Source organism: Pseudoalteromonas sp. R86517 (genome assembly GCF_042466295.1).
Classification (GTDB): Bacteria; Pseudomonadota; Gammaproteobacteria; order Enterobacterales; family Alteromonadaceae; genus Pseudoalteromonas; species Pseudoalteromonas atlantica.
This window is the reverse complement of record NZ_JAXHCB010000001.1, coordinates 2,808,877-2,835,860: the sequence shown is the minus strand read 5'-3', so window position 1 is coordinate 2,835,860 and position 26,984 is coordinate 2,808,877. Positions and strand designations below refer to the sequence as shown.

The following is a 26,984-nucleotide window of genomic DNA, read 5'->3' as shown; positions in this document are numbered from 1 at the left end:
TGTGTAGTGGTTATTCAGTGTGCTTTTAAAGAGTGTCGCCCATATTTAAATGAGCTAGAAACGCGTTTTAACTTAGCCCAATGGGCGCAAAGTTGTAGCGGTTTTACTCTGCATTACGACGATAAAGGCCTTAGCCTTTTAAAAAGCGACGAGCCTAAACTTGGCGCAATAAACGTAGACTTTGTAACAGGTGCAGTTGCTCACAGGCGTAAGTTTGGCGGCGGCAAAGGCCAATCAATCGCAAAAGCGGTAGGGTTAAATAAAGGCGCAACCCCTGTTGTACTTGATGCCACCGCCGGGCTTGGCCGAGATGGCTTTGTGCTAGCGTCACTTGGCTGTAAGGTTATACTGCATGAGCGCCACCCTGTGGTAGCAGCTTTATTATTTGATGGCTTAAAACGCGCTTACGAAGATGCAGAGATTGGTTCGTGGATGCAGCAAAATATGAGCTTAGTGTTTGGCTCAAGCCACACGTTGTTAGAGCAGTGCGAGAGCATGCCCGATGTAGTGTATTTAGATCCTATGTTTCCACACCGAGAAAAATCAGCGTTAGTTAAAAAAGAAATGCGCGTATTTCAGGCATTAGTAGGCGCAGATACCGACGCCGATGACTTACTTGAATTCGCCTACCCACTTGCCAGTAAGCGTGTGGTAGTTAAACGCCCCGATTACGCCCCATTTTTAAACAACCAAACCCCCAGCATGCAAATTAAAACAAAAAAGAACCGTTTTGATGTGTATGTAAAAGCGGCCATGGTTTAACGGTATTTAGCGTGTTGATCGGCTTTAAGGATCTAGGATCTTAGCGCGCTTTTATGTTAGAATTCGCACAATTTTTTGGCATAGTAAAGTAGCACAGCAATGATCTTAGATGATATTCGCATCGTTTTAGTTAATACCTCACACTCTGGCAACATTGGTTCGGCGGCTCGCGCCATGAAAACCATGGGTTTATCAAAACTGTATTTAGTGGACCCTGCTTGTGAAGTAGACAGCCATGCAAGCGCCTTAGCAGCCGGTGCAACCGATGTTTTAGGTAATGCGGTTATTGTTGATACCGTGGCTGATGCCATTGCCGATTGTGCATTAACTATTGGTACGAGTGCTCGTTCACGCACGCTGTCTTGGCCTATGGTTGAGCCACGTGAGTGCGGTGAAAAGCTAGTTGCTGAGGCTGTAAACGGCCCTGTAGCGCTTGTATTTGGCCGTGAAAACAGCGGTTTAACTAACGAAGAACTACAGCTGTGTAATTACCATGTATGTATTCCTGCAAATCCACAGTACAGCTCGCTTAATTTAGCTATGGCGGTGCAAACGCTAAGCTACGAAACGCGTATGGCGTTTTTAAATCAGCAACCAAAGGTTGAGCAAGCAGACGATGAGACTGCTTACCCAAGCTCAAAACAAACAGAGTTATTTTACGAGCATTTAGAAGAAACGCTCGATAACACCGGTTTTATTATTAAGCAGCATCCAGGTTTAGTAATGACCAAGCTACGCCGTTTGTTTAACCGTGCACGCCCTGAAGAGGCTGAGCTAAACATACTGCGCGGCATTCTTACCTCAATTAATAAATCTATTCCTAAGTAAGGTATAGCGATTGGTTATAAAAACCTGCGGGTAAATAACGAGCTAATACTTGACTAAAACACTCAAGTAATTACAATACACCTAATACTTGACCAAAAAGGTCAGGTATTAAAAATTTGTTAATAGAACAGTGTTCTTTAATCAAATTTTTATCAAGTGATAATACTTGACTATTTTACTCTGGTAATTAAAATTTGCACTCTTTTGTGCGGGGGGCGTTATGAAGTTAACATCAAAAGGCAGATATGCCGTAACAGCTATGCTGGATGTTGCACTACATGCGAGTGTAGGTCCTGTTGCCCTTGCTGATATTTCACAAAGACAAGAAATTTCTTTGTCTTACCTTGAGCAATTATTTGCCCGTTTACGTAAAAATGGCTTAGTGAGCTCGGTTCGTGGTCCTGGCGGCGGTTATTTGCTAGGCCGAGAAGCCGCGGTTATCTCTGTTGGCGATGTAATTAGCGCCGTAGACGAATCGGTAGATGCAACACGTTGCCAAGGTGCCGATACCGGGTGTCAAAGCGGTATGCGTTGTTTAACTCACAACCTATGGTCTGATTTAAGCGCACGTATCGAAGAGTTTTTAAATAATATTACCTTAGCTGAATTGGTGGAAAAATCAGATGTGAAAGAAATCGCATCTCGCCAAGATAACAGCATCAATAATGCAATTAAGCAGTTGGAAAACATTCAAGTAAGCTGTCAACTATAAAAGTTGACCTGCAGCGGAGAGAGAAATGAAGTTACCGATTTATTTAGATTACGCAGCGACCACGCCTGTTGACGAGCGTGTTGCAAAAGAAATGATGCAATGCCTGACAATGGACGGTAATTTTGGTAATCCTGCGTCACGTTCGCACCGTTTTGGTTGGCAAGCTGAAGAAGTAGTTGACCAAGCGCGTACAGACATTGCCGATTTAATTAATGCCGACCCGCGTGAAATTGTTTTCACATCGGGCGCAACAGAATCAAATAACCTTGCAATTAAAGGTGCAGCGCAGTTTTACAAAAAGAAAGGTAAGCATGTTATTACCGCTAAAACTGAGCACAAAGCAGTAATCGACACGTGTCGTGAACTTGAGCGCCAAGGCTTTGAAGTAACCTACATGGACGTTGAAGAAAACGGCCTGTTAGATCTTAAAAAGCTTGAAGAAACTATGCGTGACGACACTATTCTTGTCAGCATTATGCACGTTAATAACGAGCTAGGTGTAATTCAAGATATCAATACTATTGGTGAAATGTGTCGCGAACGTAAAATTATGTTCCACGTAGATGCAGCACAAAGCGCAGGTAAAGTATTAATCGACGTACAACAGCTTAAAGTTGATTTTATGTCGTTCTCAGGCCACAAAGTATATGGCCCTAAAGGTGTTGGCGCACTTTACGTTCGTCGTAAACCACGCGCTCGCCTAGAAGCGCAAATGCACGGTGGCGGCCATGAACGTGGTATGCGTTCAGGTACACTTGCAACTCATCAGCTAGTAGGTATGGGTGCAGCATTTAGAATTGCTAAGCAAGATTTTGAAAAAGATCACGCACACATCAGCGCATTACGTAAACGCCTAATTGACGGCATTATGGCTGATATGGACGAAGTATACTTTAACGGCGCACAAGACCAATCAGTACCAGGTATTGTAAACATCAGCTTTAACTTTGTTGAAGGTGAGTCGTTACTTATGGCAGTAAAAGACATAGCGGTATCATCAGGGTCTGCGTGTACATCAGCAAGCTTAGAGCCTTCATATGTACTACGCGCACTTGGCCGTAATGACGAACTAGCACACAGCTCAATTCGTTTTAGTATTGGCCGTTTTACTACCGAAGAAGAAATTGATTACACCGTTGAATTAATGAAAAACTCTATCGGTCGCCTACGCGAGATGTCTCCTTTATGGGAAATGCATCAAGAAGGTGTTGATTTAGATTCAGTTGAATGGGCTCACCACTAATACGAGTGAGCACCTACCGTAGCAGGTAATGAGGATAGAATTATGGCTTATAGTGATAAAGTAATCGACCACGTAGAAAACCCACGTAATGTTGGTGTTTTAGACAAAAATGATCCGTCAGTGGCAACGGGTATGGTTGGCGCACCAGCATGTGGTGACGTAATGAAATTGCAAATTAAAGTATCGTCTGAAGGCGTTATTGAAGATGCAAAATTTAAAACATACGGTTGCGGCAGTGCAATTGCTTCATCATCGCTTGTAACAGAGTGGGTGAAAGGCAAAACACTAGACGAAGCATCAACTATTAAAAACACTGATATCAGTGCAGAGCTTGAATTACCACCAGTGAAAATTCACTGTTCAATTTTAGCTGAAGATGCAATTCAAGCAGCAATTGCTGATTACAAAAGCAAACAAGCGAAGTAAGAGAAATTCATGGCAGTGACATTGACAGATGCGGCAGCAAACCGCGTACAATCATTTTTAGCAAACCGCGGTAAAGGTTTAGGCCTGCGCGTTGGCATTAAAACGACGGGCTGTTCAGGTCTTGCTTATGTACTCGAGTTTGTTGATGAGCTTAACGAAGACGATGAAACCTTTAAAGCTAAAGGCGTTACTTTAATTGTTGACGCTAAAAGCTTGGTTTACATTGACGGCACTGAGCTTGACTACACCAAAGAAGGCTTAAATGAAGGGTTTAAATTTAATAACCCTAACCAAGCCGACGAGTGTGGTTGTGGCGAAAGCTTTACTGTTTAAGCTCAGCTACCTTTGTAGTATTTTTAAGCCCTGCCAGTAATTGTAGGGCTTTGTTATTTGTGAAATTTGTATTTCTAAATTTTATTGGTTGAAGCTATGCGTTACTTTGAGTTATTTGCAATACCAGTTGATTACAACATTGACTTGGCAACAATAAATAAGCATTACCTAGAGCTGCAGCGCGCAGTGCATCCCGATCGCCACGCTAATGCGAGCAGCCGTGATAAGTTAATGGCCGTACAAAGTACCGCTGAAATTAACGATGCGCTACAAACGCTAAAACACCCAGTAAAACGAGCTGAATATATGCTCAGCGAACTAGGTGTTGATATTCGAGCTGAGCAACAAACACTGCAAGATCCAATGTTCTTAATGCAGCAAATGGAACTGCGTGAAGAGCTAGAAGAGCTCGCTTCAGCAAGTAATCCTGAGGCCGCTATCGCCAATTTTGAATCACAAATAAAGCAATTAAAAGTCCAATACAGTAATGAACTTGCCGAGCAACTTGCAAGTAACGACGAGGCGCAATATCAACAAGCTGCTGACAACATTCGCAAATTAAAGTTTGTATATAAATTAGAAGACGAACTTGAGCGCATTGAAGACAGTTTATTTGACGATTAATTACTTGCTGTAAAGCGAGCAACACGAGTTTAAAGAGCATTATGGCATTATTGCAAATTGCTGAGCCGGGGCAGAGCGCGGCACCACATGAACACAAATTAGCAATAGGTATTGATCTAGGTACCACTAATTCATTGGTTGCAACGGTACAAAGTGGCGAAGCCCGCACATTAACAGATGACCTTGGTGCAGCCATGTTGCCATCGGTTGTGCGTTACCAAGCTGGCGGCATCACGGTAGGCACCGATGCTGCACAAGCTGCAACACAAGACCCAGCCAATACCCTTATTTCAGTTAAGCGTTTTTTAGGTAAAACCCAAGCTGAAATAGAGCAAAGCTACGGCCAATTACCGTACCAGTTTTGTGAAGATAACGGCTCGCTTGCCATTCAAACCGATGCCGGAAAAATCAGCCCTGTTAAAGCCTCTAGCCATATTTTAGCGGCTCTAAAAGCGCGTGCAGAGCAAAGCTTTGGTAATCAAGACATTTTAGGTGCAGTAATTACCGTGCCTGCGTACTTTGATGACGCACAGCGCCAAAGCACTAAAGATGCAGCCGAGCTTGCTGGCATTAACGTATTACGTTTATTAAACGAGCCAACCGCTGCGGCAGTCGCTTACGGGTTAGACTCGGGCCAAGAAGGCATCATTGCTGTTTACGATTTAGGCGGCGGCACCTTTGATATTTCAATACTTCGCTTACACCAAGGTGTGTTTGAAGTAATGGCCACTGGCGGTGATTCAAGCTTAGGTGGCGATGATTTCGATTCATTATTAGTCGATTACTTTAAGCAACAAACCGGTATTTCGGCATTATCGCCTTCTGTGCTTCGCTTATTTATTAATAAAGCAAAAGCGTGTAAAGAAGCGCTAAGCCAGTACGCAAAAGTAAATGTAGTGCTTGAATTTGACGAGCAAAAACACACCGTAGAAGTGACACGCGAAACCTTTGACGAGCTGGCTATGCCACTTGTTAAAAAAACACTTCGTTCGTGTCGTCGTGCAGTAAAAGATGCCGGCATCGAAAACGAAGAAGTGCTGCAAGTTGTAATGGTAGGCGGTTCAACTCGCATGCCACTGGTTCGCAGCCAAGTTGAAGGCTTTTTTGAAAAAGAGCCGCTAACATCAATCGATCCGGATCGTGTTGTTGCACTAGGTGCTGCATTACAAGCTGATGTATTAGTAGGTAACAAGCCCGATTCTGACATGCTATTACTTGATGTATTGCCACTGTCGCTTGGCCTTGAAACGATGGGTGGGTTAGTTGAAAAAATAATTCCGCGTAATACCACTATTCCTGTTGCTCGTGCGCAAGAATTTACTACCTTTAAAGACGGCCAAACGGCAATGTCTTTACATGTGCTACAAGGTGAGCGCGAACTGGTTGACGATTGCCGCTCGCTGGCTAAATTTAGCTTAAAAGGCATACCGGCTATGGCAGCAGGCGCTGCACATATTCGTGTTACCTTTAAAGTGGATGCCGATGGCTTGTTAAGTGTATCAGCAATGGAAAAATCAACTGGTGTGCAAGCTGAAATCCAAGTCAAACCATCGTTTGGCTTATCTGATGACCAAGTAGCTAACATGCTTAAAGAGTCAATGAGCAACGCTAAAGACGACATGCAAGCACGTATGCTTAAAGAGCAACAAGTAGAAGCGCTACGTGTTATAGAAGCACTAGAGGCGTCACTTGCTAGCGACGGTGACTTGCTCGACGATATTCAACTTGCTAATTTAAAAGCTGAAATAAGCGAGCTTGCTAAAGTGCGCGAAACCGCGCAGCAACCAGGTGATATTAAAGCTGCAATTGAAAAAGTAGATAACGCTAGCAGCGATTTTGCCTCGCGCAGAATGGATGCATCAATTAAAAAGGCCCTTACAGGGCAGTCAGTAGACAACGTTTAAAGAGGTTAGAATGCCACAAATTATTTTTCTTCCCCATCCGGAATTATGTCCTGACGGTGCAGCACTTGAAGCGCCTGCGGGCGAAACAGTCCTTGATGTGGCCCTTAAAAACGGCATTAGCATTCCACACGCATGTGAAAAATCGTGTGCATGTACTACATGCCATTTAGTGATCCGCGAAGGCTTTGACTCACTAGATGAAAGCGATGAGCTCGAAGACGACATGTTAGATAAAGCATGGGGCTTAGAGTCAGAATCTCGCTTAGGATGCCAAGCAGTTATTAGAGATGAAGACTTAGTGGTTGAAATACCTAAGTACAATCTCAATATCGTTAATGAAGAGCACTAGTTTTTAATTAACGAGAATTTTTTAAAAGCCGCTGTTTTTACAGCGGCTTTTTTGTTTAAGAGATTGTATAAGCACGTAGCAGCGACTTTACGTCGCGTTTTTAAATGAATGACCACGTAATCATAATCGCGGGGTAAACCCGCTGCTACATCTTACACCGTAGCAGCGACTTTATGTCGCGTTTTTAAAATAGGCCTAGATCTAAAGTGATCACGTTTTACAGGTTGAATTACAGTCAAGGAATTATCGCTTTTGGCTAAACCCGCTGCTACGCGTTTTACCTAACCCATAAAACTATTTCGGAGGTCTATTTTGAGTAATCTAATTTTTTGTGACTCGTTTATTAATGGTGAATTTTATAAAACCAATAAACGTTTTAGCGTTGACGACCCGGCGACCGAAAAAAGTATTGTTGAAGTAAGTGATATAGACGAGCAAGGCGTTAATAGCGCAATAAAGGCAGCGCAAGGTGCGTTTGTTAAGTTAAAATCAACCAATGCCACTGAGCGAAGTAATACGCTAATGCGTTGGTATGAGCTGGTAATAAAACACAAGCAAACGCTTGCTGAGCTAATGACAAAAGAGCAAGGTAAACCGCTTAAAGAGTCGTTAGGTGAAATAGACTATGGCGCTGGGTTTATAAAATGGTTTGCAGAAGAAGCTAAACGCAGTTACGGCGATGTGATCCCCCCAACCGACGATACACATAGATTATCGAGCTTTAAACAACCTGTAGGCGTTGTGGCTGGCATTACTCCTTGGAACTTTCCGGTTGCTATGGTGACACGTAAAGTGGCGCCAGCATACGCTGCAGGCTGTAGCTTTGTGCTAAAACCTTCTGAATATACACCTTTATGTGCTTTGGCGTTGGCATACCTTGCCGATCAAGCCGGGTTTGTAAAAGGGGCTTTTAACGTACTGATTTCGCAAGACGCAAAAACAGTAGGACAAATACTTACAGACTCAGAAGTGGTGCGCAAATTTACTTTTACAGGTTCAACAGGCGTAGGCAAGCAGTTACTTTCTCAGTGTGCGGGTACGATTAAACGTACCTCCATGGAACTTGGCGGAAACGCCCCCTTTATTATTTTTGATAATGCCGATATAGACGAAGCAATCGACGGCCTCATGGCGGCTAAGTTTAGAAACAGTGGCCAAGCATGTGTAGCCGCAAACCGCATTTTTATTCAGCGCAGTATTTTAGATGAAGTGCTGAGTAAAATTACGCCTAAAGTAGCCGCATTAAAAGTAGCCAATGGGTTTGAAGAGGACGTAGACATTGGCCCCCTGATTTACCCAAAAGCGAAAGAAAAAGTGCAGCAGCTTGTGCAAGATGCACTTGATAAAGGTGCAGACCTAATAGGGGATAACAGCGACTTAGGCGGCAGCTTTCAAAACCCGCTTATTATTACTAACGTAACGACCGAAATGGATATATACCACGAAGAAGTATTTGGCCCAGTATTAACGGTTATTCCTTTTGATGAGGAAAGCGAAGTACTAGCCTTTGCTAACGATGTTCCATATGGCTTAGCGGCTTATTTTTATAGTCAAAATATCAAGCAGATTTATCGTATTAGCGAAGGGCTTGAGTTTGGCATGGTTGGTGTTAACGAAGGGGTTATATCTAACCCTGTGGCACCGTTTGGTGGAGTTAAGCAATCAGGCTTAGGCCGAGAAGGCGGCCATCAAGGACTTGATGAATACCTTGAAGAAAAGTACGTGTGTATCAAAGTTTAAAAACGATGACACCAGAAACCATGAAAAATTGGTTACCCAGCACGGTTTAGGTTACTAATACCAATTTGCTTAATTAAGTGATCTATAACTACAGGTTACCTTTTTATTGCTAGATATAGGCCTTAGTGCTACATTTACGGCATAATTTTTGTTTAAAAGTAATCAAAAATAAAAAGAATTTCTACTTGTAGAAATAACCCGTGTGTAAATGCCACCGCAAGGTGGCATTTTTTATAGCTTGAGTAAGTTTAGCTGGCTTATTTTATAGGTGAATAGCCCGGTAGGGTGGTTAAATCAACAAAGTCTAATTGCTCTGCAATTGCGTACTCATTTATGTAGTGCTTATACACTTCACTCTCTACAAATACCGCGAATATATCGGCGTCTAAATGGTTGTTCTCTACCATTTTTCCTAAAATAGCTAAACACTCACTCACAGGCTTTGCTTTTTTATAAGGCCTATCTACTGCTGACAAGGCTTCAAAAATGTCTGCAATGGCCATTAGCCTTGCCGGAATCGACATTTGCTCTTTAGTTAATCCTTGCGGGTAGCCTGTACCATCTAGTTTTTCGTGGTGACCCAATGCATATTCAGACACATTACTTAAATGTTTAGGGAATGGCAGTGTGTCTAAAATATTTTTAGTCACATCCATATGGCGCTTCATAACGTCGCGCTCGCCGAGCGTTAATGTGCCCCTGCGTATTTGTAAATTCTCTACTTCATCTGCGTTTAGTAACGGGGTATCTTTGCCGTTTATAGTTAAATGATAGTGAGATGCTATGCGGTCAATATTCGCAACGTCTTCATCTGATAAAAACTCGCCACCCACATTAACTCTTTGCAAAAACGCGCGGTCTAAAGAAAGTTGTTTTAATTCGGTATCGAGTAAGCGCTCAAATTGTAAAACCTCAATTGGCCTATTGAGCTTCATTGCAGAGATAATTTGTTTTTGATAGCTTATTTCTAAATCACGTTTAATAACTTCAAATTTAGCTTCAATGTGTTCAATACGATCAAAAATAGTTTCTAACTTGGTCGACTTTTCCATGATGTGATCGGGAGTCGCTATTTTGCCGCAATCATGAAGCCAGCCTGCTATATCTAGCTCATGACGGTCTGCATCACTCATTAAAAAGTTAGCCAAGGGACCACGGTCAATTTTATGCACAGCATCAGCAAGCATTAAAGTAAGCGCAGGAACTCGCTTACAGTGTCCGCCGGTATGAGGCGACTTTTCGTCGATGGCCATAGCAATGGTTTCTACAAATTTAGAAAATAGCTCTCCCATTCCCTTAATAAGGGTAGAGTTTGTAAGTGATATAGCGCCTAACGATGCAAATGATCGTATCAATGTGACAAGTTCGTCACTATAAGTGATTATATTGTCGTGTTGATTTTTTACGTTGATCAGTTGGATCACACCAATAATATCATCGGTATGATCTTTTAGCGGAATCGTTAACATAGACTGAGTACGATACCCCGTACGCGCATCCATATTACGCGCAGCGCTCATATCAAAGGGCAGGGCCGCATATACATCCGGTATGTTAATAATCTCACCAGAGTTAACCGCATGAGCGACAATAGCTGTTTCGTTTTCTTTGCCATCTATAAACAAATCTATATTAGGAAAGTCAACGGGCTTCCCTGAAGCTCCCCCTAAATAGAGGTCTAAAGATTTATTAATAACTGTTTCAAACTTTAGCTGCTTGTCATCTGTAATAGAGTAAATAGTCCCTGCGTCAGAGTTAGAAATAGACATAACAACTTGTAGAATTTCTTCAAGAAGTTTACTCGCATCCTTTTCTGTTGTTAGCCTAATACTAATATCAATAAAGTGATGAAGGTTTGTTCTATCTTTAATGTACTCAGACATATTATTACTACTTTGTTTTGTGAATAAAGGCGCCATTCCAATCCTGTGCTAAAGTTTGCAAATCGGTATTTTTAATTCGGTTAATAAAAATGTGGTAAACGTGATCGGTCAATAAGCTGGTTTCACTTAGCTCTTCAAATAGCGATAGAGCGAGTTGCCAATTTTTATTATTGTAATGCTGCATAGCAGTGAACGACTTTTTAATTTCAAATAGCTGGCTTTCGCTTATATCAGCTATAAAGTTGACAGGCTCATATAGCTCAGTTGCATTTACTTTACCCACTACCTGTACTTTATCAATTAAGCGAAATGCAATATGTGGACAAGCAAGCATTGTCTCTTCTGTAACCAGAATAGCTACCCCGTAAAATTTGGTCAAGCTTTCTACTCTTGAGCCTAAATTAACTGCATCTCCAAGTACTGTATAGGCTTTTCTGTACACCGAGCCCATATCGCCAACATTCATTTCGCCAGTGCTTATACCCACACCAATGCTAATGGGAGGAAGCTGCTGCTCAGCAAATGCCTTATTAAGGCTTGTAAGGCCTGCTACCATTGCCATTGCTGCTTCAACTCCGTGTTTTGCGTGGTCGCTATCTTCAAGTGGAGCATTCCAAAAGGCCATAATCATATCGCCTACGTATTTGTCAATTGTGCCGCTGTGATCAAAAATAACTTTTGTAGTCGCCGATAAGTACTGATTTAAATAATCACTTAATTGATTTGCGCTCATTCCTTCCGACAGCGCAGTAAAACTTCTTATATCAGCAAATAATACGGTCATATTTCGTTTTATACTTTGCTGAGTAAGCTGTTTACGTTGGCGAATTAACTGCTCAATATGATCAGGCGGTACATACTGATTAAACATCGATTTAATTTTTCGGCTGTGCTTCATTTCTGCTATAGAGCCAATAAAAACAAAGTAGGCTGCTAATAGGGAAATAAGTAACAGCGGCATAAATAGCGGCAGACTAATTTTTTGTACTGACCATAAATAAAAATTAAGCAATATAACCAGCCCAGCCATACTCACTGAAAGCGTGACAATAAAGCGGGCGCTTTTACGAAAACTTAAAAACGATAAGCAACAGCCCACAAAGGTAATTATTAATAATGTTGCCCCTAAAGCCCATGTGGGTTGAGAAGGTAAAATTTCTGGATGGAGTAGCCCTTCAAAAATATTGGCATGGACTTCTACCCCTGGGTATTGTAAACCCACTGGTGTTGCTCTTAAATCAGCTAAACCAATTGCGGATGTACCAATAAATGCTACGCTGCCTTCTAATTGCTGCTCGGTAACTTTTTTGGTTAATACATCTGTGGCAGAGTAATATTGAAAACTTTTAGCACGGCCTTTATACGGGATATAAATTTGGCCGTACTCATCTGTTTGAATCCAATGCTCATGAAATTTTACCCCTTCAAAAAAAGTCAGGTCGCCTTGGGCACTCGCGCGTGTTTCAACACTGTCCGCTAAGGTATATAAACGTGCTGCCTCAAGTGCTAAAGAAGGATAGAGCTTATCACCGACTCTATTAACCAGTGCCGCTTTACGGATAAATCCGTCGTTTTCGCTGTGAGCATTGATAAATCCGTTGCCCGTGGCACTATTTTGCAGCATAGGTATATTAACAGTAGCGCCTAAAAACTGGGTTACTTGGGAGTTACTTTGCTCGCTCTTTGGCCATAGTAGGCTTGTTTCTGGCAACGGGTTACGCTGTTTGTAGGTATCGTTGTTTAATAAAAAACCCAATACGGTATCGTTACTATTGAGTGCTTTAGCAAAGGTGGTATCAGCATCTACCTGATGTTTAATATCATTTAACGCTACTTTGTATGCACTTAATAAATCAGGGGCTCTAGATTGAATTTGGTTAACAGGGTTTGTTTCCGGTTCAGAAAAAAATATATCAAATGCAATAACTACAACACCGGCCTCTGTGAGTTTATTTACCAGGTCTGCCATTTTTGCCCGGCTCCACGGGAAACGCCCTTGCTCTTGCATCGTTTTTTCATCTATGTCGATAATAACAACGGTTTCGTCGAGCTGACGGGGAGTATCGGGTAAAGTTAGCAATAGCCTAGAGTCGTAAATAATACCTTCGACCCTATTGAGCAGCTTGGCTAATGCGCCACTAGAGAATAATTCTACAGCAGCTATAAGCAGCGTAATGGCTAAGCCTACAAATAGGTGGCGGTAAATTTTAGGAATATAAACGCGAGAAATAACTATTAATCCTTACTTGGCGTAAACTCAAACGTTCGGCCTTCTCTGGCACATTCAATATTAATATGCTCGCCATAATTTGCCTGTAAATGTGTTTCTATTGCGAGTAGCTCGTCATCGGTTCTTGCTGGGTCGTGGCTTATAATCGCTAAATTTTTAATACACGATTGCATTGCTAATTCAGCTACTTGCTTAAATGTACTATGCCCCCAACCGTGCTTAAGTGGAAGCTCTTCGGTAGTAAACTGTGCATCATGAATTAATAAGTCTGCACCTTTAATAAACTCAGCCCACTGGGTAACTGTGGTTTTAACAACACCGGGTGGGGCCAATTCGTTATCTGTTATATAAGCAATTTTTTTGCCTTCAGCATGCACACAATACGCTGTGCCGCCGCCTGGGTGATTTAACGGCGCGGTAAATACGTTAAAACTATTTAGAGTAAAGTTTTTTTGAGAAGCAAGCTGAGTGTTTAATGTAATGTTTGCAGGTAAGTGTTGGTAGCTAACCGGAAAAAAAGAGCCAGACATTTGCATTAAAATCGCATTTTTAGTTTGCTCGTCTTCAACATCACCTACAACAATGGTTATATCGCGATCGGCTTGGTAAATAGGCTTAAAAAAAGGAAAGCCTTGAATATGATCCCAATGATTATGCGTTAATAAAATTGCAATGGGGGTCGTGTGCTCTATGAGCTTTTCACCTAACTGTGCAATGCCCGTTCCTGAGTCGAGTATCAGGCTTTTGCCATTTGTTTGCTCAACATACACACATGAGGTGTTACCACCAAATTGGTGGGTATGCTCACCCGGAGATGGCATTGAGCCTCTTACGCCATAAAATTTAACTTTCATAATTTAGGGCTTAACTCCATCAGGGTAAAAGTTAAACTTAGATAAACTGACATTATTAGAGGCATTATCAAAGCATGTACTGCTAAGTACCACTTGGGTATCTGTTTGTAAAAGCATTGATGTAAACTGATGTGTGCCATCGCATTGATTAGCCTGATAATAACCAAGCGTATTTTCTCCAAATAAGGTGTCGATAGTGCCATTAGCTAATATGCGGGCAATCACCCCTTTAGAGTCACTCATGCCTGATAAAATTATATTACCTGTAGTATCAATCGCCGCATCGGTAACTTTAGTATCAGAACTTGATGCTAATTGATATTGCCCCACACCACTAGTGGCAAAGCTTGTATCTTCGCTACCATCTGGTTGTAACTTGATGATCACCGCTTGGTTTGGCGTAGTGCCTTCATTAGCAACTAAATAGAGATTTGCCGCACTATCGGCGAGTATTTTTGCTGCTCTATTACTAATATCTGTCGAAGAGCGGCTATCTGTATAGCTAAATAGCGCGTTAGCATCATCGTCTATTTTCAACATTATTAATTGTGAGTCACTGCCAGATACTTGCTTGCCTGCAATATATATATCTTTATTTGCATCAATATAGAGTGTTTCAAAAAACTCATTTACGCTGCCGTAATAAGCACCGCTTGTAGCAAAGCTATTTTCTAATTTACCATCGCTTTTTAACATCATTGCAAACGATCTTGTTACGCTTAAAGCATTAGTCGAAGATCCTACAGCAACAATATAGCCGCTGCTATCTACTGCAACATCTGCAAAGTTAATATTGATATTTAATATATCTACAGTGGTATAAATACCTTCGCTGGCAAAGCTTTCATCTAGGTAACCGTCCTGGTCTACTTTTGCTATAAAGCCTTCTTCGTTTAAACCGTTTATGAGTGTACCCGCAATAATGATGCTGCCATCGCTCAGCTCTTTTAAAGTAATGGTTTTAAACGCAACATCAATATTTAAGGCTTTACTACCATCAAGGCTAAAGCTGGTATCAATAATGCCTGCACTGGTATAGCGAGTGAGCACTAGCTTATTATTAGTATTAAGTTGTGCAATAGAGGCACTTAAAAACTTATTGGCTTGCACGCCGTTTTGTAGCTGCAATACATTCATCGATAAGTCGTCTGAGCTAACACTTAAGTCATTTATACTTGTATAGCCATTTATTGCAAAGTCGGTGTTTAAATTTGCATCACTCGTTATTGACGTTACAAAAGGCTCATTAGATGAATCGTTAAATTTGCCTGATAGCCACAGAGTGTCATTTACATCAATAGTTGATGCATTAGCAGATTGATGACTGATAACGTTAGAGACGATGTTTATGCCTGCATTGCCGTAGCTAGTGTCAAGCGCGCCATCAGATATAGATACCCGCGCCGAAAATAGTTGCTCGTTTTGAGTATCATCAGAGGCTTCCACACCAGTAGTACCTGAGAGAATTAGTTGATTACTCATAGGGGCGTATTGCACACCCGTTATTTGTGCGCCGCCATTAGCAGAACCAGAATCTCCATCAATATTATATACGGCGATTCCTTCATCCCCTATATTCTCATCAATATTGCCATTGTTATCAATTGAGATCATTACAGCCTCTTTTTCAACTGAAGAGCGAGTAATATATCCACCTACAAAGGCATTAAAGTTAGCTGCGTCTACTCCGCCAACTGCAAGTAGCTCATCGTCACCTTCTTCGTCCGATAAATCTAATATAAGCGCATCGCCAGAGTTAAAACTTCCGTTATTGTTGCCATCCGGAATAAGGTATCTGATGGTTGCATCTAAATCACCTTCTTCACCTATGGCGCTGCCCACTACAAGTAAATTAGAGTTACCAAAGTTTTTAATAGCGTGCGATTCATCATCCAGGTTTTGGCCACTTACATCTACTATACCTGGGCTGCCTGATTCATAAGCGAGGGTCGATACATCAAATTTAAGGAATAAACTGTCTTTGTCTGAACCATTTACCGAGTAGCCAACGCCTTGTATTTTATTGTCGGTGAACTCAAGGTCGTTTATTACAGATTCACTAGCCAGTGTTGTACATTTAGTACCGCTGTTAGCGTCGCCAGAGTTAGTACTTATAACGCCTGCAGCACTCATTTTTAATAAACATGCTTCAGTTTCTGAGCCATTAAAGCTTGAATAACCTATAAATAACTCGCCATTACCAGAGATAATAGCTGTACCTGTTTCATCTTCACCAAAATCTATCGTTTTAAAGCCGCTGCTATTAAATGCAGTGTTTAAATCGCCCGTATTGGTATAAGAAACAACAACGATATCTGTATCTGTGTTGTTATTGTAACCTACAAAATAAAGGTTAGTGTTAAGCTCAATGCTATCGTTAAATTCACCGTTTGAAAAAACGCTCGAAAGATCTAACTGTTCGCTAATCGCTCGTCCAAATGTATCATCTTCTACAGGAATTAATGGGTCTTCTTCATCCGTAATATTCACATTAATGGTTATTGTAGTGGTTTCATTTGGTGAGCCGTTATCGGTAATATCAATATTAACTGTGTGCTGTGTAGCTGTTTCAAAATTAAAGGCACTGTTGCCATTTACGGTTAACAACCCGCTATTGCTATCAATATTAAATAATGAGGTTTCGCCACCGCTTAGGCTAAATGTAAGGGTATCATTTTCAATATCAGACGCTGTTATAGTACCAATTGTTTCTCCATCAGCGGCATTTTCACCAATAGCAAAAGTTTGGTTTACTGCCGTTGGAGCATCGTTAATTGCTACAATTGTAATGGTTAAATTACCTTGTACCTCATCAGTACCATCACTTAACGTGTAGGTGAGTGTTGCTGTGCTTTCGTTGTTTAAGGCGGGGGTATATTTAATTTCATTATTTTCAACGCTGGCTGTACCAATATCTGCTGTAACGGCTGTTATAGCTAGGGTATCGGTTGCATCTGCATCGGTGTCGTTGCTTATAACGTCAATTGTTGTTTCGGGAGCATCTTCATTGATAGTTGCTGTATCAGGTTGCGCTACAGGCGCATCATTTACAGGGGTTACATTAATGGTTAGTGTTCCCGCTGCAGTGTCTGTACCATCGCTTAGGATATAATTTACGATTACTTGGCCATAAAAGTTAGCTTCTGGCGTGTAAACAACGTTAGCACCAGAGCTAGAAATGGCGCCAACATCAGCATTTACCGAAGTAATAGAAAGAGTATCGTTTTCTATATCTGTATCGTTGCTCAGCACATTTATATTTGTTGCTGCGGCATCTTCTAAAATAGTGGCAGTATCAGGGTTTGCAACAGGAGCATCGTTCACTGGGGTAACCGTAATAGTTAACACGCCATTGGTTGTATCGGTGCCATCACTTAGAGTGTAATTTATAGTAGCCTGACCGCTAAAGTTTGCATCTGGGGTATAAATTACATCACCTGCAGAGCTTGCCACTGTGCCCGATGTGGCAGTTACAGCACTAATAGAAAGTGTATCGTTTTCTACATCCGTATCGTTGCTCAATACATTTATACTAGTTGCTGAGGCATCTTCTAAAATAGTGGCAGTATCTGGGTTGGCAACTGGCGCATCGTTCACTGGGGTAACCGTAATAGTTAACACGCCATTGGCTGTATCGGTGCCATCAGTTAGGGTGTAATTTATAGTAGCTTGGCCATTAAAGTTTGCCTCAGGGGTATAAATTACATCACCTGCAGAGCTTGTTACTGTGCCCGATGTGGCAGTTACAGCACTAATAGAAAGTGTATCGTTTTCTACATCAGTGTCGTTGCCCAACACATTAATATTTGTTGCTGCGGCATCTTCTAAAATAGTAGCTGTATCAGGGTTTGCAACTGGCGCATCGTTCACTGGGGTAACCGTAATAGTTAACACGCCATTGGCTGTATCAGTGCCATCAGTTAGGGTGTAATTTATAGTGTCTTGACCATTAAAGTTTGCATCTGGAGTATAAATTACATCACTGGCAGAGCTTGTTACCGTGCCCGATGTGGCAGTTACAGCACTAATAGAAAGATTATCGTTTTCTACATCAGTGTCGTTGCCCAACACATTAATATTTGTTGCTGCGGCATCTTCTAAAATAGTGGCAGTATCTGGGTTGGCAACTGGCGCATCGTTTACTGAATTGATTGTGATATTAAGTGTAGCTGATGTAGCCGCCTCGCCATCACTAATTGTATAGGTAACAACTGCAGTGCCGTTATAATCAGCTTGCGGTGTATATTGTATTTGATTAGCCACAATGGTTGCGCTTCCTGAGTCAGCAGAAACCGTGGTAATAGTTAGTGAGTCGCCCTCAGTGTCAGTATCATTAGCCACTACATTTACAGTAGTCGAGCTGTCTTCATTTATTGCGGCTGTATCAGGGTTGGCAACTGGCGAATCGTTCACAGGTGTAACCGTAATATTAAGTACCCCAGAGGCTGTATCAGTACCATCACTTAGGGTGTAATTTATAACTGCTTGGCCGTTAAAATCGGCCTCTGGAGTATAAGCAAGGTTGCTACCGGCTACCGAAACGCTACCAGTATTGGTACTTGCATCGCTTATCGTGAGCGAGTCATTTTCAGGGTCTGTGTCGTTACTTAATACATTAATGTTTGTTGTTACGGCATCTTCTAAAATGGTGGCAGAATCAGGGTTTGCAATTGGGGCATCGTTAACGGGCGTTACTGTTATTGTTAGTACGCCCATAGCCGTATCAGTACCATCACTTAGGGTATAATTTACCGTTACTTGGCCATTAAAATTGGCCTCAGACGTGAAGATTACATCATTACCTGTACTTGTAACTGCACCTGATGTGGTCGTTAGCGCACTAATAGAAAGAGCGTCGTTTTCTTCATCTGTATCGTTGCCAAGTACGTTAATATTTGTTGCTGCAGCATCTTCTAGAATAGTCGCTGAGTCGGGGTTAGCAACAGGTGCATCGTTAACTGCTGTTACCGCTACCGTAAGCACACCTGCGGCGGTAGTCGTGCCGTCAGTAAGTGTGTAATTTACAACGGCTTGGCCGTTAAAGTTTGCCTCAGGTGTGTAAACTAGGTTACTGCCAGACACCGATACTGAGCCGGTGCTTGCACTTGCTGTGCTAATAGCAAGGGGGTCGTTGTCTACATCGGTGTCGTTAGCTATCACGTTAATACTCGTTGGCGCAGCATCTTCTAAAATGGTTGCGGTATCAGGGTTTGCTACCGGCGTATCATTAACAGAAGTGATTGTTACTGTAAGTATCCCCGAAGCACTTTGCGTACCATCGGTTATTGTATAGCTGACTGTTGCAGTGCCATTATCGTTTTCTGCAGGGGTATATTGAATTTGAGAATTTACAATTGAGACACTGCCAATATCACTGCTAGCAGAGCTAAGAGTTAAGGTATCACCATCTATGTCTGTATCGTTACTTAATACATTTATTAAGGTAGCAGTAGCGTCTTCTGTAATGGTAATGCTATCGGCATTTGCTATGGGTGCATCATTAACTGGCGAAATGGTTACTTGTAAATTAGCCGTTGCTTCTGCGCCGTTGTTATCGGATACACTGTACGATACAACTGCCACGCCATGAGTGTTAGGTGCAGAGCTATACTGAATTTTATTATCAACAATACTGGCTGAGCCAAATTCGGTGCCAACACTTGTTATAGTTAAATTATCACTGTCTATATCAGTATCGTTGGCAAGCACATCAACTAAAATTGGCGATCCATCTTCTTGCATTGCGGCGCTATCAGCCACCGCAATGGGGGCATCGTTAACCGGTATAATAATGAGGGTGGCTATTGCGCTACTTTGAGCTGGCGTGCCATCTGCAATGCCATCAGAAATCGTATAGTTTAGAGTTACTTCACCAAAGTAATTGGGCTCAGGTGTATACTCAATTCTATTGTTTACAATGCGTGCGCTGCCGATTGTATTTGTAACATTAGTAAGGGTAAGTGTATCGCCGTTGGCATCGGTATCGTTTTCTAATACGTTTAACAAAGTAGCTGGGCTGTCTTCTAATAACGTATATTCATCGTCATTAGCTTCAGCAGGGGAGTTAGACCCAGTTTTACTTAATACAACTTGTGCTGTGGATGTTAACCCTTGTTCATTTGAAACTGAATAAGTAAAACTATCAACATCTAATGCGTCTGAATCGGGTTGATAGGAAAATGACCCATCAACGTTAAGTGCCAAAGTACCGCTTTGTACGTTAACTACGGGAGTGGTGTTAACGGTGAGATTACCTGGCTCTATGTTTACATCGTTTTTAAGTAAGCCATTTTCAGCTGAAATAACCAGTGTTTGATTATACTGAAATTGGTATTCATCATTTTGAGCATTAGGGGTATCAGGCGTGCTATTTATTGTGAGTGTTGCCGTTGCAGTGGCCGTGGCACCGAAAGTGTCGATTACTTGGTATTGAAATTCATCGATACCGTAGTAGTTAGCATCAGGAATATATGAAAAACTACCATCGGTAGCTAATTGCAATTGCCCATGGGCAGGTGAAATAAGATAAGTATCATCAATGATGAAAGTATCATTATTAGGGTCTGTGTCGTTAGCAAGTAAACCCTGGCTTGCATCAACTACAAGTGTGGTATCTTCATCTACACTATAGCTATCGTTTGCAGCAGTAGGCGGGCTATTTTGATCCAGTGCATTAATTGTAACACTTGCAATAGCCTCAGCACCTTGAGCATCAAAAATACGGTACTGAAAACTATCAGTGCCTTGCATATTTGCACTAGCTACATATTCAAAGCTGCCATCAGCAACAAGTGTGAGAGTACCCTTACTCGGTAGGCTAACAGGCGTTGTATCTAGAGTGAGCAGATCTTGGTCTATATCGCTGTCGTTATTTAATAAGCCGGGGGCGCCAACTAATAACGTTCCGTCAGCACTTATATTGTATGTGTTATTAAGGGCTATGGGGGCATCGTTTACAGCATTAATCGTTATTTCTACAATACCGGTATCTGTCATCCCAAGTTCATTAATTACTTGGTAACTAAATGCATCAATGCCGTTAAAGTTAGCTCGCGGGGTATAAGTAAAATCACCGCTTTCGCTGAGTGAAATACTGCCATGCTGAGGGGTAACCAAAGGGGTTGTGTTTATATATAGCTCCCCTTGGTACTCATCAGTGTCGTTAGTTAAAATGTTGCCTTGTAAGGCTTGATCTTCATTAACTAAGAATTGATTGTTTACCGCTTTTGGCGCAAAGTTTAGCTCTCCTCCTTGCGGTGCTACGTTAATTAACTCAGCAAAGCCACTTTCACCACTGCCATCTACACCAGTTATTAAAACTTGATAGCTTTTATCAGCTAATAGGTTGTCTACACTAAAGCTAGAGCCAGATACACTTAAAAACTGCTGGCCATTTTCTAGCGTATTTATATTGCTGGTGGTAATGCCTGCTTCGGTTGCTAAGTAAATATTGTAGCGGTTTAAGTTTTCGTTTTCTTGCCACTCTAAATTAATCGTTTGTCCGTCTCGCTGTGCTGTTGTGCCTTCTATTTGGTAGGGTTGCCAATTAGCCGTCACTGCGTCTGCAAGCACCTGATTGTTAAGGCTATCGGTGATCCATATCTCTAAGCGTAGATCACCATGATCAACGCCATAAAAGTAAGGGCTCAACCCTATAACCGACTGCTCAAAATCTGTTCCACATGCTTGTGTGCAAAGTGCTAGGCTTTTATTTACACTCGGCAGTACTAAATTTACTGCGCTAATGCCATCGGGATCAGACACGCTAAGTAAAAAAGTGATATTGCCTTGTATAACTTCATTAGTTTGCGAAAGAGTTATTGTCGCTTGAGAGTTTGCAACCGTTGTGCCTACAACCCCTCTGCTAGAGGCGACAGCACCCGACACCTGTGTTTTAGTAACAACAGAGTCACCAGTTATACCTGTAAGGTTTATCGGTGTAGCAGAAGGGGTGGGTGTAACTTGTTCTACAGGTAGCTGTTCTGAGTCTTGTTGAGCTGTCTCATCGGAGCCTCCACACGCACTAAGCAAAAAAACCATTGAACCGAGCAAAAAAAGGTTCTTTGCTGTCATTCTACATACTCCAATAAAAAGCTTTATATTCAAGTTACTTAACCTGAATACTAGTTAAGAAAATTATTACCCACAGTGCAGGTTACTTAAGGTTCTAATCTAAAGTCGCCACTGGCATTTACAGCAGGATTATTAATTTCACTAAGGCTAAAATCACCCGTGATGGTATCTATGTCATTTAAAAACACAGCATCAATTTGGCCAGTTGCTTTATTGTTATTATGAGAAGCAAATGTAACGGCTAAATCTAGTTTGGTTAAATCAATTAAGCCGCTGTAAGCTGCGTACCAGTTGCCGCCAGCATCATTAAAGCTAATTTCACCATCGGGAACTGTGCCGTTATCAAAATCTACCGACATAGACATAGAAAAATCACTGACCTCTCCTAGGCTCGACGACACATCAAAACTGGTTGCTTGGTAATTAAAAACACCTTGGCGCTGCGCGATTTGGTCAATTAAGGTTGCATCATTTACCGCCTGAAATTGCTGCTGAGCATAAACATCAGTTATTGATATATCGGCATCTGTCGTTTTTTCTGAAGTATTGTTTTGTACTATTGATTGCTGCTCTGTTGGTTGCTCAGCAGTTGTGTCATCACTAATAGTCGCTATGGTTTGGGTAAAAACAGCAGGTGCCTGAGTTGTTTTAATCACGCGCCCTGATGAAGTAACCTGCGCAAAAGAAAAGGGCTCATTACTACCAAGGGATACAACGCTTTGATCTTCTAGTGTTAGATCTATTGCGCCATCCCAAACAGCTACATACATATCACCATCTATAAGCTGTAGTTCAAAATGGGTACCGCGAATACCAATTGATCCAACCGGTGTTTTAACACTGTACGCGCCACCATTTTTTTTAATAACACCCGAAATAGAGCGCAGCCCGCCTTTTATTAGCTCAATAGAGGCAGAGCCTTGCTGAGTCGTTGTATTAAACTCATAGTTAGCAATATTTAGCTCAGAGTTTTCTTTTAATGCTATTAAGCCGCCATCAGACATTGAAAATTGCGCTTTGCTTTTTTCGCCAGTCGTTATTTTATCAACGCCATAAACCGTGTCGCGTCGCTTAAGTGTGCGTTGTTGGGTGGATTCGGCATCTGTAGCAAGTACAGCGCCCCGGGCTAAAATAGTTTTTCCTGCAACAGTTGTGCTCGCTTGAGAATAAAAACTCACACAAAGTAAGGTGGTTAATACCGGAATTAAATGTTTCATAAGTACCTTAATTAGAATGAGTAACTTGCGCTTATATTGGTATCAAAGCGATCGTATTCGAACAAAGAAATATCACTGGTTTTGTCTTGGTAGTTCAATGCTAATTGCAACGCTAAACTTTTATTAACTAAGTAGCGTAACGAGCTAGAAAGTATCAATAGGTTATCGCTTCGCTCTTGAAGAAATAGCGGGTGCTCATCCTGATATTCAATCCATTGATACCCTGTTTGTGCAGAGACTTGCCATTGTTGGCTAAGTAATGCATTTATTTGGTAATAAATTCCGCTAATGCTTCTTGCATTAAACTCACCTTCGTCAATGTTAGCGCTTTCATTTTTAAAGTTTGCGCTAACGCTTTGGTACCACTTTTGAGATAGATAACTTGCACCTATATTAAGAGTGTAAAAGGAGTTATCTAGTTTCTCGTCAAATGTATTATTCATAAGTCCAATTGATAGCGCTCCAAATACACTTAATTGTTTATTAAATTGGTAACTAGCTCCACTTGTTAATGATGTCTCGGTTCTGTATAGCTCGCCATCTAACAGTAAAGGCGTAATACCAGCTTGCAAATACCACAGGGTGTTATCATTTAACTTTTGTTGGTATCGACCTGATATATTGGTATTAATACGGTCGTATTCAGATAGCTCATTAAATTTATACCAATCGGTATTTAGACCTAAAGCAAAAGAGCTTCGCTGGTCAATGGGGTGAAAGTACCGCCCTTTATAATTTAGCTTTATATAATTATCGTCGGTGCTTTTACTTTCTGGTGATAGTAAAAACTCACCCAAATTAGGGATTAAAATTGTATCCTCAGAGGTGCCTGCATTAACGTTACCATCTACACCATATGCAAGCTCAATGCTCTGATCATATGTACGCTCTGTTAAGCGCTGCTTGTGCTGTGATGTTGCTAATAAAGAACGAGCTGCTTTTTTTACACCCTCTGGGGAAGTATCAGTATTAATTAATAAAGTCGCTTGAGCGTTAGCTGCAGGTAAATTATTGGCAGCAATATAAGATTTTACTAAATATAAACGTGCCTCATACCACTGTGGTTTTGCTTCTATTACTCGCTCAAAAGCAAATACCGCCGGAGCAGAAAGACCAGAATTTAGTGCTGAAACCCCAAGCAAGTAGTCAAAATCAGGTTCGCCCAAATATTTATAGTGTTTTTGACTGCTTTTGTATGCTTCATCAAATTGCTTTTGCGAAATTAAATATTGCAGTTCACCAAGTAGCTTTACATAGGAAATATTATTTTGGGCTTTTGCATTCAAACTAGCAAAAGAAAGGTAACCAAGTAATAAAATAAAAATAGCGTGTTTGATCATGCTCGTTAGAATATCCTAAGAAGAAGTGGTGGTTTGCTAATACTAAATGCTATTAAACGATAATAAGGTAGCACTTTCTGTTTATATGTAAAGTATATTGGTGCATTATTGTGCGATTGTAAACAGCAAACTAATTTAGTATCTGATCAAGTAAGGTATTAGGTAAAGTAGGATAGATGAGCAAATTTAAATTTAAAAAACGAACGGGGGATAAAACAGGAACAAAAGGAAAAGAATGGGGCGATTGACGGGGCTTGAACCCGCGACAACCGGAATCACAATCCGGGGCTCTACCAACTGAGCTACAACCGCCACTACACACCTCGTTTGGTGTGGCGCGCATAATACATAATATTATAAATGTTGTGAAGCCTAAAATTAAAAAAAATCAAAAAAAATAAATATTTCATAAAATTGCCTACTATCAGTAAAGGTTCATAAAGAGTGTGTAGCGTAATAGCGCTGACAATAAAAACTATTTTGTAGTTATAATTTACTGTTTAATGAGAATAAAATGTAAATTAATGTATACTCACTTGCGGGAAATTGCTTAATAAAAACTATTTGGAGTTACTATGGATTCAATACTTACTTGGCTAAACGAAAACTCAGGCCTAATTTTACACTACGGTATTCAAGCAGTTATTGCGCTTGTTATCTTTTTACTTGGTAGCCGTATTGCCAAGTTTTGTGCAGGTTTAACAGAAAAAACATTCGATAAAAAGAAAGTTGATAAAGCTGTAGGCTCATTTGTATCGAGTATAGTTTATGCCATCGTATTTGCTGCCACTATTTTAATGGCACTTTCGCAAATCGGTATAGAAACAACCTCGTTTATTGCTATTTTAGGTGCGGCTGGCCTAGCTGTTGGTTTAGCGCTGCAAGGTTCGCTGTCTAACTTTGCATCTGGCGTACTTATTATATTACTTCGTCCATTTAAATCAGGTGAGTTTGTTGAAGCTGGCGGTAAAATGGGCACAGTTAAAAAAATTGAAATATTCTCTACAGAGCTTCGCACCCCAGATAACAAAGTAATTATCGTACCAAATTCACAAATTATGTCTGGTGCTATTACTAACTTCTCGCGTGAGTCTACTCGCCGTATCGATTTAGTAATTGGTGTAGGCTACGATGCTGACTTACGTAAAACAAAAGATGTATTACAGTCAGTACTTGACGCAGAGACTCGTTTACTTAAAGATCCAGCATACACTGTTGCAGTTTCTGAACTTGCAGACTCAAGCGTAAACTTTATTGTGCGTCCTTGGGTAAACTCTGGTGATTACTGGCCAACGTACTGGGCATTATTAGAGAACATTAAAATTGCATTAGATGATGCAGACATTACAATCCCATTTCCACAAATGGATGTACATTTACACAAGCAAGACTAATACAAATCCGCAATAATACTTAATCATTTTGCGGGGTTAAACGTGTCGCTATCTGCGTTAAAAAATTCTCATTTAGAACAACTAAATAGCGAATTTTTGCCTGGCTATCAGCACGTTTTTCCAGCCTCAAAATAGATTACTTAATTAAGCGAATTAGTATAATTTTTAGGATTAAATAGGTTATTTTTAATGAAATTAAAGCTTTTAACACTTTTAGTTGCAGCATCTGCTGCAACTAACGCATTCGCTGAAGACGCAGAGAAAAAAACGTGGGAAGTAACAAGCGAGCTAGGTGCTATTGTCACTAGTGGTAACACTGAAACTACAACGTTAAAAGGCGGTTTAAAGGTATTACACCACCTAGAAAACTGGAATAACGAGTACAAAATCGACGGCATCTATAAAGAAGATGAAGTAGAGGATGACAACGGCGATAAAGACAAACAGCGTACGAACGAAAAGTACTCTGCATCTGCGCAAGGTAATTACAAATTAAATGAAAAGAATTCTCATTTATTCATTTATGGTTCACACGTTTCTGACTACTTTGGCGCGTATAGAACTGAATCTGTAATTTCTGCTGGTTATGGCTTACGTTTAATTGACCAACCAGATATGTGGTTAAATGCAGAGTTTGGTCCGGGTTACAAATTTTTTGAATACTCAGACGACAGCACGCAAGTTGATGATGACGGTAACCTACTTGCAGGGGAAAGCGACAGTGAAGTAATTGCTTTAGGTAAACTTGATTACAACTGGCAGATTTCAGACAGTGCACGTTTTACTCAACTTGTATCAGTTGAGTACGGTGACTCAAACACCAAAACGCGTTCAGAAACTGCATTGCTAGCAAAAATAAATGGCTCGCTGCAAATGAAAGTTGCTTTTAATGTTACCAACAACTCAGATGTTGCTGATGACGAAGAAAGCACAGATACAGAGACGTCATTAACGTTAGTTTACAGTTTTTAACCAAAAACCGTATTTAATGACATTTAAGTGACAAAAGGGACGAAAGTCCCTTTTTTATTTGTTTAGATTTAATGTATTATAGCCACCAATTTTGGTTGTA

General features: G+C 41.0%; 18 protein-coding genes and 1 tRNA gene. 12 read left to right on the top strand and 7 right to left on the bottom strand.

Annotation, left to right across the window (positions count from 1 at the left end; all coding sequences use genetic code 11):
• Positions 1-6: 6 nt before the first annotated feature.
• The 10 genes from SJY38_RS12900 (at position 7) to SJY38_RS12855 (ending at position 8,921) form a co-directional block, all read left to right on the top strand.
• On the top strand, positions 7-762 hold the full coding sequence (locus tag SJY38_RS12900; RefSeq protein ID WP_004585768.1) for a class I SAM-dependent methyltransferase: 756 nt from the start codon (positions 7-9) through the stop codon (positions 760-762).
• Between the two features lie 99 nt (positions 763-861).
• Positions 862-1,590 (top strand): tRNA (cytosine(32)/uridine(32)-2'-O)-methyltransferase TrmJ, encoded by a 729-nt coding sequence (gene trmJ, locus SJY38_RS12895; RefSeq protein WP_248443219.1) that lies wholly within the window; start codon positions 862-864, stop codon positions 1,588-1,590.
• A 220-nt stretch (positions 1,591-1,810) separates the two neighbouring features.
• On the top strand, positions 1,811-2,302 hold the full coding sequence (gene iscR, locus SJY38_RS12890) for a Fe-S cluster assembly transcriptional regulator IscR (RefSeq protein WP_004585770.1): 492 nt from the start codon (positions 1,811-1,813) through the stop codon (positions 2,300-2,302).
• 25 nt (positions 2,303-2,327) lie between these two features.
• A complete protein-coding gene (locus SJY38_RS12885) occupies positions 2,328-3,545 on the top strand; it encodes an IscS subfamily cysteine desulfurase (RefSeq protein ID WP_004585771.1) in 1,218 nt (405 codons plus the stop codon).
• 42 nt (positions 3,546-3,587) lie between these two features.
• Positions 3,588-3,971: a Fe-S cluster assembly scaffold IscU gene (iscU, locus tag SJY38_RS12880; RefSeq protein ID WP_004585772.1), complete on the top strand. Its 384-nt coding sequence runs from the start codon at positions 3,588-3,590 to the stop codon at positions 3,969-3,971.
• A gap of 9 nt (positions 3,972-3,980) precedes the next feature.
• On the top strand, positions 3,981-4,304 hold the full coding sequence (iscA, locus tag SJY38_RS12875) for an iron-sulfur cluster assembly protein IscA (protein ID WP_004585773.1): 324 nt from the start codon (positions 3,981-3,983) through the stop codon (positions 4,302-4,304).
• Between the two features lie 96 nt (positions 4,305-4,400).
• Positions 4,401-4,928: a co-chaperone HscB gene (gene hscB / locus SJY38_RS12870; RefSeq protein WP_377109933.1), complete on the top strand. Its 528-nt coding sequence runs from the start codon at positions 4,401-4,403 to the stop codon at positions 4,926-4,928.
• A 41-nt stretch (positions 4,929-4,969) separates the two neighbouring features.
• Complete coding sequence (gene hscA, locus SJY38_RS12865; protein ID WP_377109932.1) at positions 4,970-6,832, top strand: Fe-S protein assembly chaperone HscA; 1,863 nt, start codon at positions 4,970-4,972, stop codon at positions 6,830-6,832.
• A gap of 10 nt (positions 6,833-6,842) precedes the next feature.
• Complete coding sequence (gene fdx / locus SJY38_RS12860; protein ID WP_004585776.1) at positions 6,843-7,181, top strand: ISC system 2Fe-2S type ferredoxin; 339 nt, start codon at positions 6,843-6,845, stop codon at positions 7,179-7,181.
• A 312-nt stretch (positions 7,182-7,493) separates the two neighbouring features.
• Complete coding sequence (locus SJY38_RS12855; protein WP_286742012.1) at positions 7,494-8,921, top strand: NAD-dependent succinate-semialdehyde dehydrogenase; 1,428 nt, start codon at positions 7,494-7,496, stop codon at positions 8,919-8,921.
• A 257-nt stretch (positions 8,922-9,178) separates the two neighbouring features.
• Here SJY38_RS12855 and SJY38_RS12850 read toward each other — a convergent pair whose 3' ends face one another.
• From SJY38_RS12850 to SJY38_RS12820, 7 genes are all read right to left on the bottom strand, one after another.
• Positions 9,179-10,840, bottom strand: coding sequence for an HD domain-containing phosphohydrolase (locus SJY38_RS12850; RefSeq protein WP_377109931.1), 1,662 nt, complete (start codon positions 10,838-10,840; stop codon positions 9,179-9,181).
• A complete protein-coding gene (locus tag SJY38_RS12845) occupies positions 10,812-13,034 on the bottom strand; it encodes a CHASE2 domain-containing protein (RefSeq protein ID WP_377110215.1) in 2,223 nt (740 codons plus the stop codon). Before SJY38_RS12845 ends, SJY38_RS12850 begins: the two co-directional genes overlap by 29 nt.
• A gap of 5 nt (positions 13,035-13,039) precedes the next feature.
• Positions 13,040-13,888, bottom strand: a complete 849-nt coding sequence (locus SJY38_RS12840) for an MBL fold metallo-hydrolase (protein ID WP_377109929.1) — start codon at positions 13,886-13,888, stop codon at positions 13,040-13,042.
• A gap of 3 nt (positions 13,889-13,891) precedes the next feature.
• Positions 13,892-21,961 (bottom strand): Ig-like domain-containing protein, encoded by an 8,070-nt coding sequence (locus tag SJY38_RS12835; protein WP_377109928.1) that lies wholly within the window; start codon positions 21,959-21,961, stop codon positions 13,892-13,894.
• 86 nt (positions 21,962-22,047) lie between these two features.
• Positions 22,048-23,178 (bottom strand): FecR domain-containing protein, encoded by a 1,131-nt coding sequence (locus tag SJY38_RS12830; protein WP_377109926.1) that lies wholly within the window; start codon positions 23,176-23,178, stop codon positions 22,048-22,050.
• Between the two features lie 11 nt (positions 23,179-23,189).
• The gene (locus tag SJY38_RS12825; RefSeq protein ID WP_377109925.1) at positions 23,190-24,518 is read right to left on the bottom strand and encodes a hypothetical protein; all 1,329 of its coding nucleotides are present in this window, start codon (positions 24,516-24,518) and stop codon (positions 23,190-23,192) included.
• A 236-nt stretch (positions 24,519-24,754) separates the two neighbouring features.
• Positions 24,755-24,830, bottom strand: a tRNA-His gene (locus SJY38_RS12820).
• A 263-nt stretch (positions 24,831-25,093) separates the two neighbouring features.
• On the opposite strand from SJY38_RS12820, the gene SJY38_RS12815 reads away from it, so the two are divergent.
• Both SJY38_RS12815 and SJY38_RS12810 read left to right on the top strand, forming a co-directional pair.
• Positions 25,094-25,912 carry a mechanosensitive ion channel family protein gene (locus SJY38_RS12815; protein WP_377109924.1) on the top strand — a complete coding sequence of 273 codons (819 nt, stop codon included), beginning with the start codon at positions 25,094-25,096 and terminating at the stop codon, positions 25,910-25,912.
• Between the two features lie 189 nt (positions 25,913-26,101).
• A complete protein-coding gene (locus tag SJY38_RS12810) occupies positions 26,102-26,884 on the top strand; it encodes a YdiY family protein (RefSeq protein WP_029773724.1) in 783 nt (260 codons plus the stop codon).
• Positions 26,885-26,984 lie beyond the last annotated feature (100 nt).

What these genes read in the sequence shown, in the direction of transcription:
- trmJ (WP_248443219.1), top strand. Translation starts at nt 862, where the DNA reads ATGATCTTAGATGATATTCGCATCGTTTTAGTTAATACCTCACACTCT.
- iscR (WP_004585770.1), top strand. Translation starts at nt 1,811, where the DNA reads ATGAAGTTAACATCAAAAGGCAGATATGCCGTAACAGCTATGCTGGAT.
- SJY38_RS12885 (WP_004585771.1), top strand. Translation starts at nt 2,328, where the DNA reads ATGAAGTTACCGATTTATTTAGATTACGCAGCGACCACGCCTGTTGAC.
- iscU (WP_004585772.1), top strand. Translation starts at nt 3,588, where the DNA reads ATGGCTTATAGTGATAAAGTAATCGACCACGTAGAAAACCCACGTAAT.
- iscA (WP_004585773.1), top strand. Translation starts at nt 3,981, where the DNA reads ATGGCAGTGACATTGACAGATGCGGCAGCAAACCGCGTACAATCATTT.
- hscB (WP_377109933.1), top strand. Translation starts at nt 4,401, where the DNA reads ATGCGTTACTTTGAGTTATTTGCAATACCAGTTGATTACAACATTGAC.
- hscA (WP_377109932.1), top strand. Translation starts at nt 4,970, where the DNA reads ATGGCATTATTGCAAATTGCTGAGCCGGGGCAGAGCGCGGCACCACAT.
- fdx (WP_004585776.1), top strand. Translation starts at nt 6,843, where the DNA reads ATGCCACAAATTATTTTTCTTCCCCATCCGGAATTATGTCCTGACGGT.
- SJY38_RS12850 (WP_377109931.1), bottom strand. Translation starts at nt 10,840, where the DNA reads ATGGCGCCTTTATTCACAAAACAAAGTAGTAATAATATGTCTGAGTAC.
- SJY38_RS12840 (WP_377109929.1), bottom strand. Translation starts at nt 13,888, where the DNA reads ATGAAAGTTAAATTTTATGGCGTAAGAGGCTCAATGCCATCTCCGGGT.
- SJY38_RS12835 (WP_377109928.1), bottom strand. Translation starts at nt 21,961, where the DNA reads ATGACAGCAAAGAACCTTTTTTTGCTCGGTTCAATGGTTTTTTTGCTT.
- SJY38_RS12830 (WP_377109926.1), bottom strand. Translation starts at nt 23,178, where the DNA reads ATGAAACATTTAATTCCGGTATTAACCACCTTACTTTGTGTGAGTTTT.
- SJY38_RS12825 (WP_377109925.1), bottom strand. Translation starts at nt 24,518, where the DNA reads ATGATCAAACACGCTATTTTTATTTTATTACTTGGTTACCTTTCTTTT.
- SJY38_RS12815 (WP_377109924.1), top strand. Translation starts at nt 25,094, where the DNA reads ATGGATTCAATACTTACTTGGCTAAACGAAAACTCAGGCCTAATTTTA.
- SJY38_RS12810 (WP_029773724.1), top strand. Translation starts at nt 26,102, where the DNA reads ATGAAATTAAAGCTTTTAACACTTTTAGTTGCAGCATCTGCTGCAACT.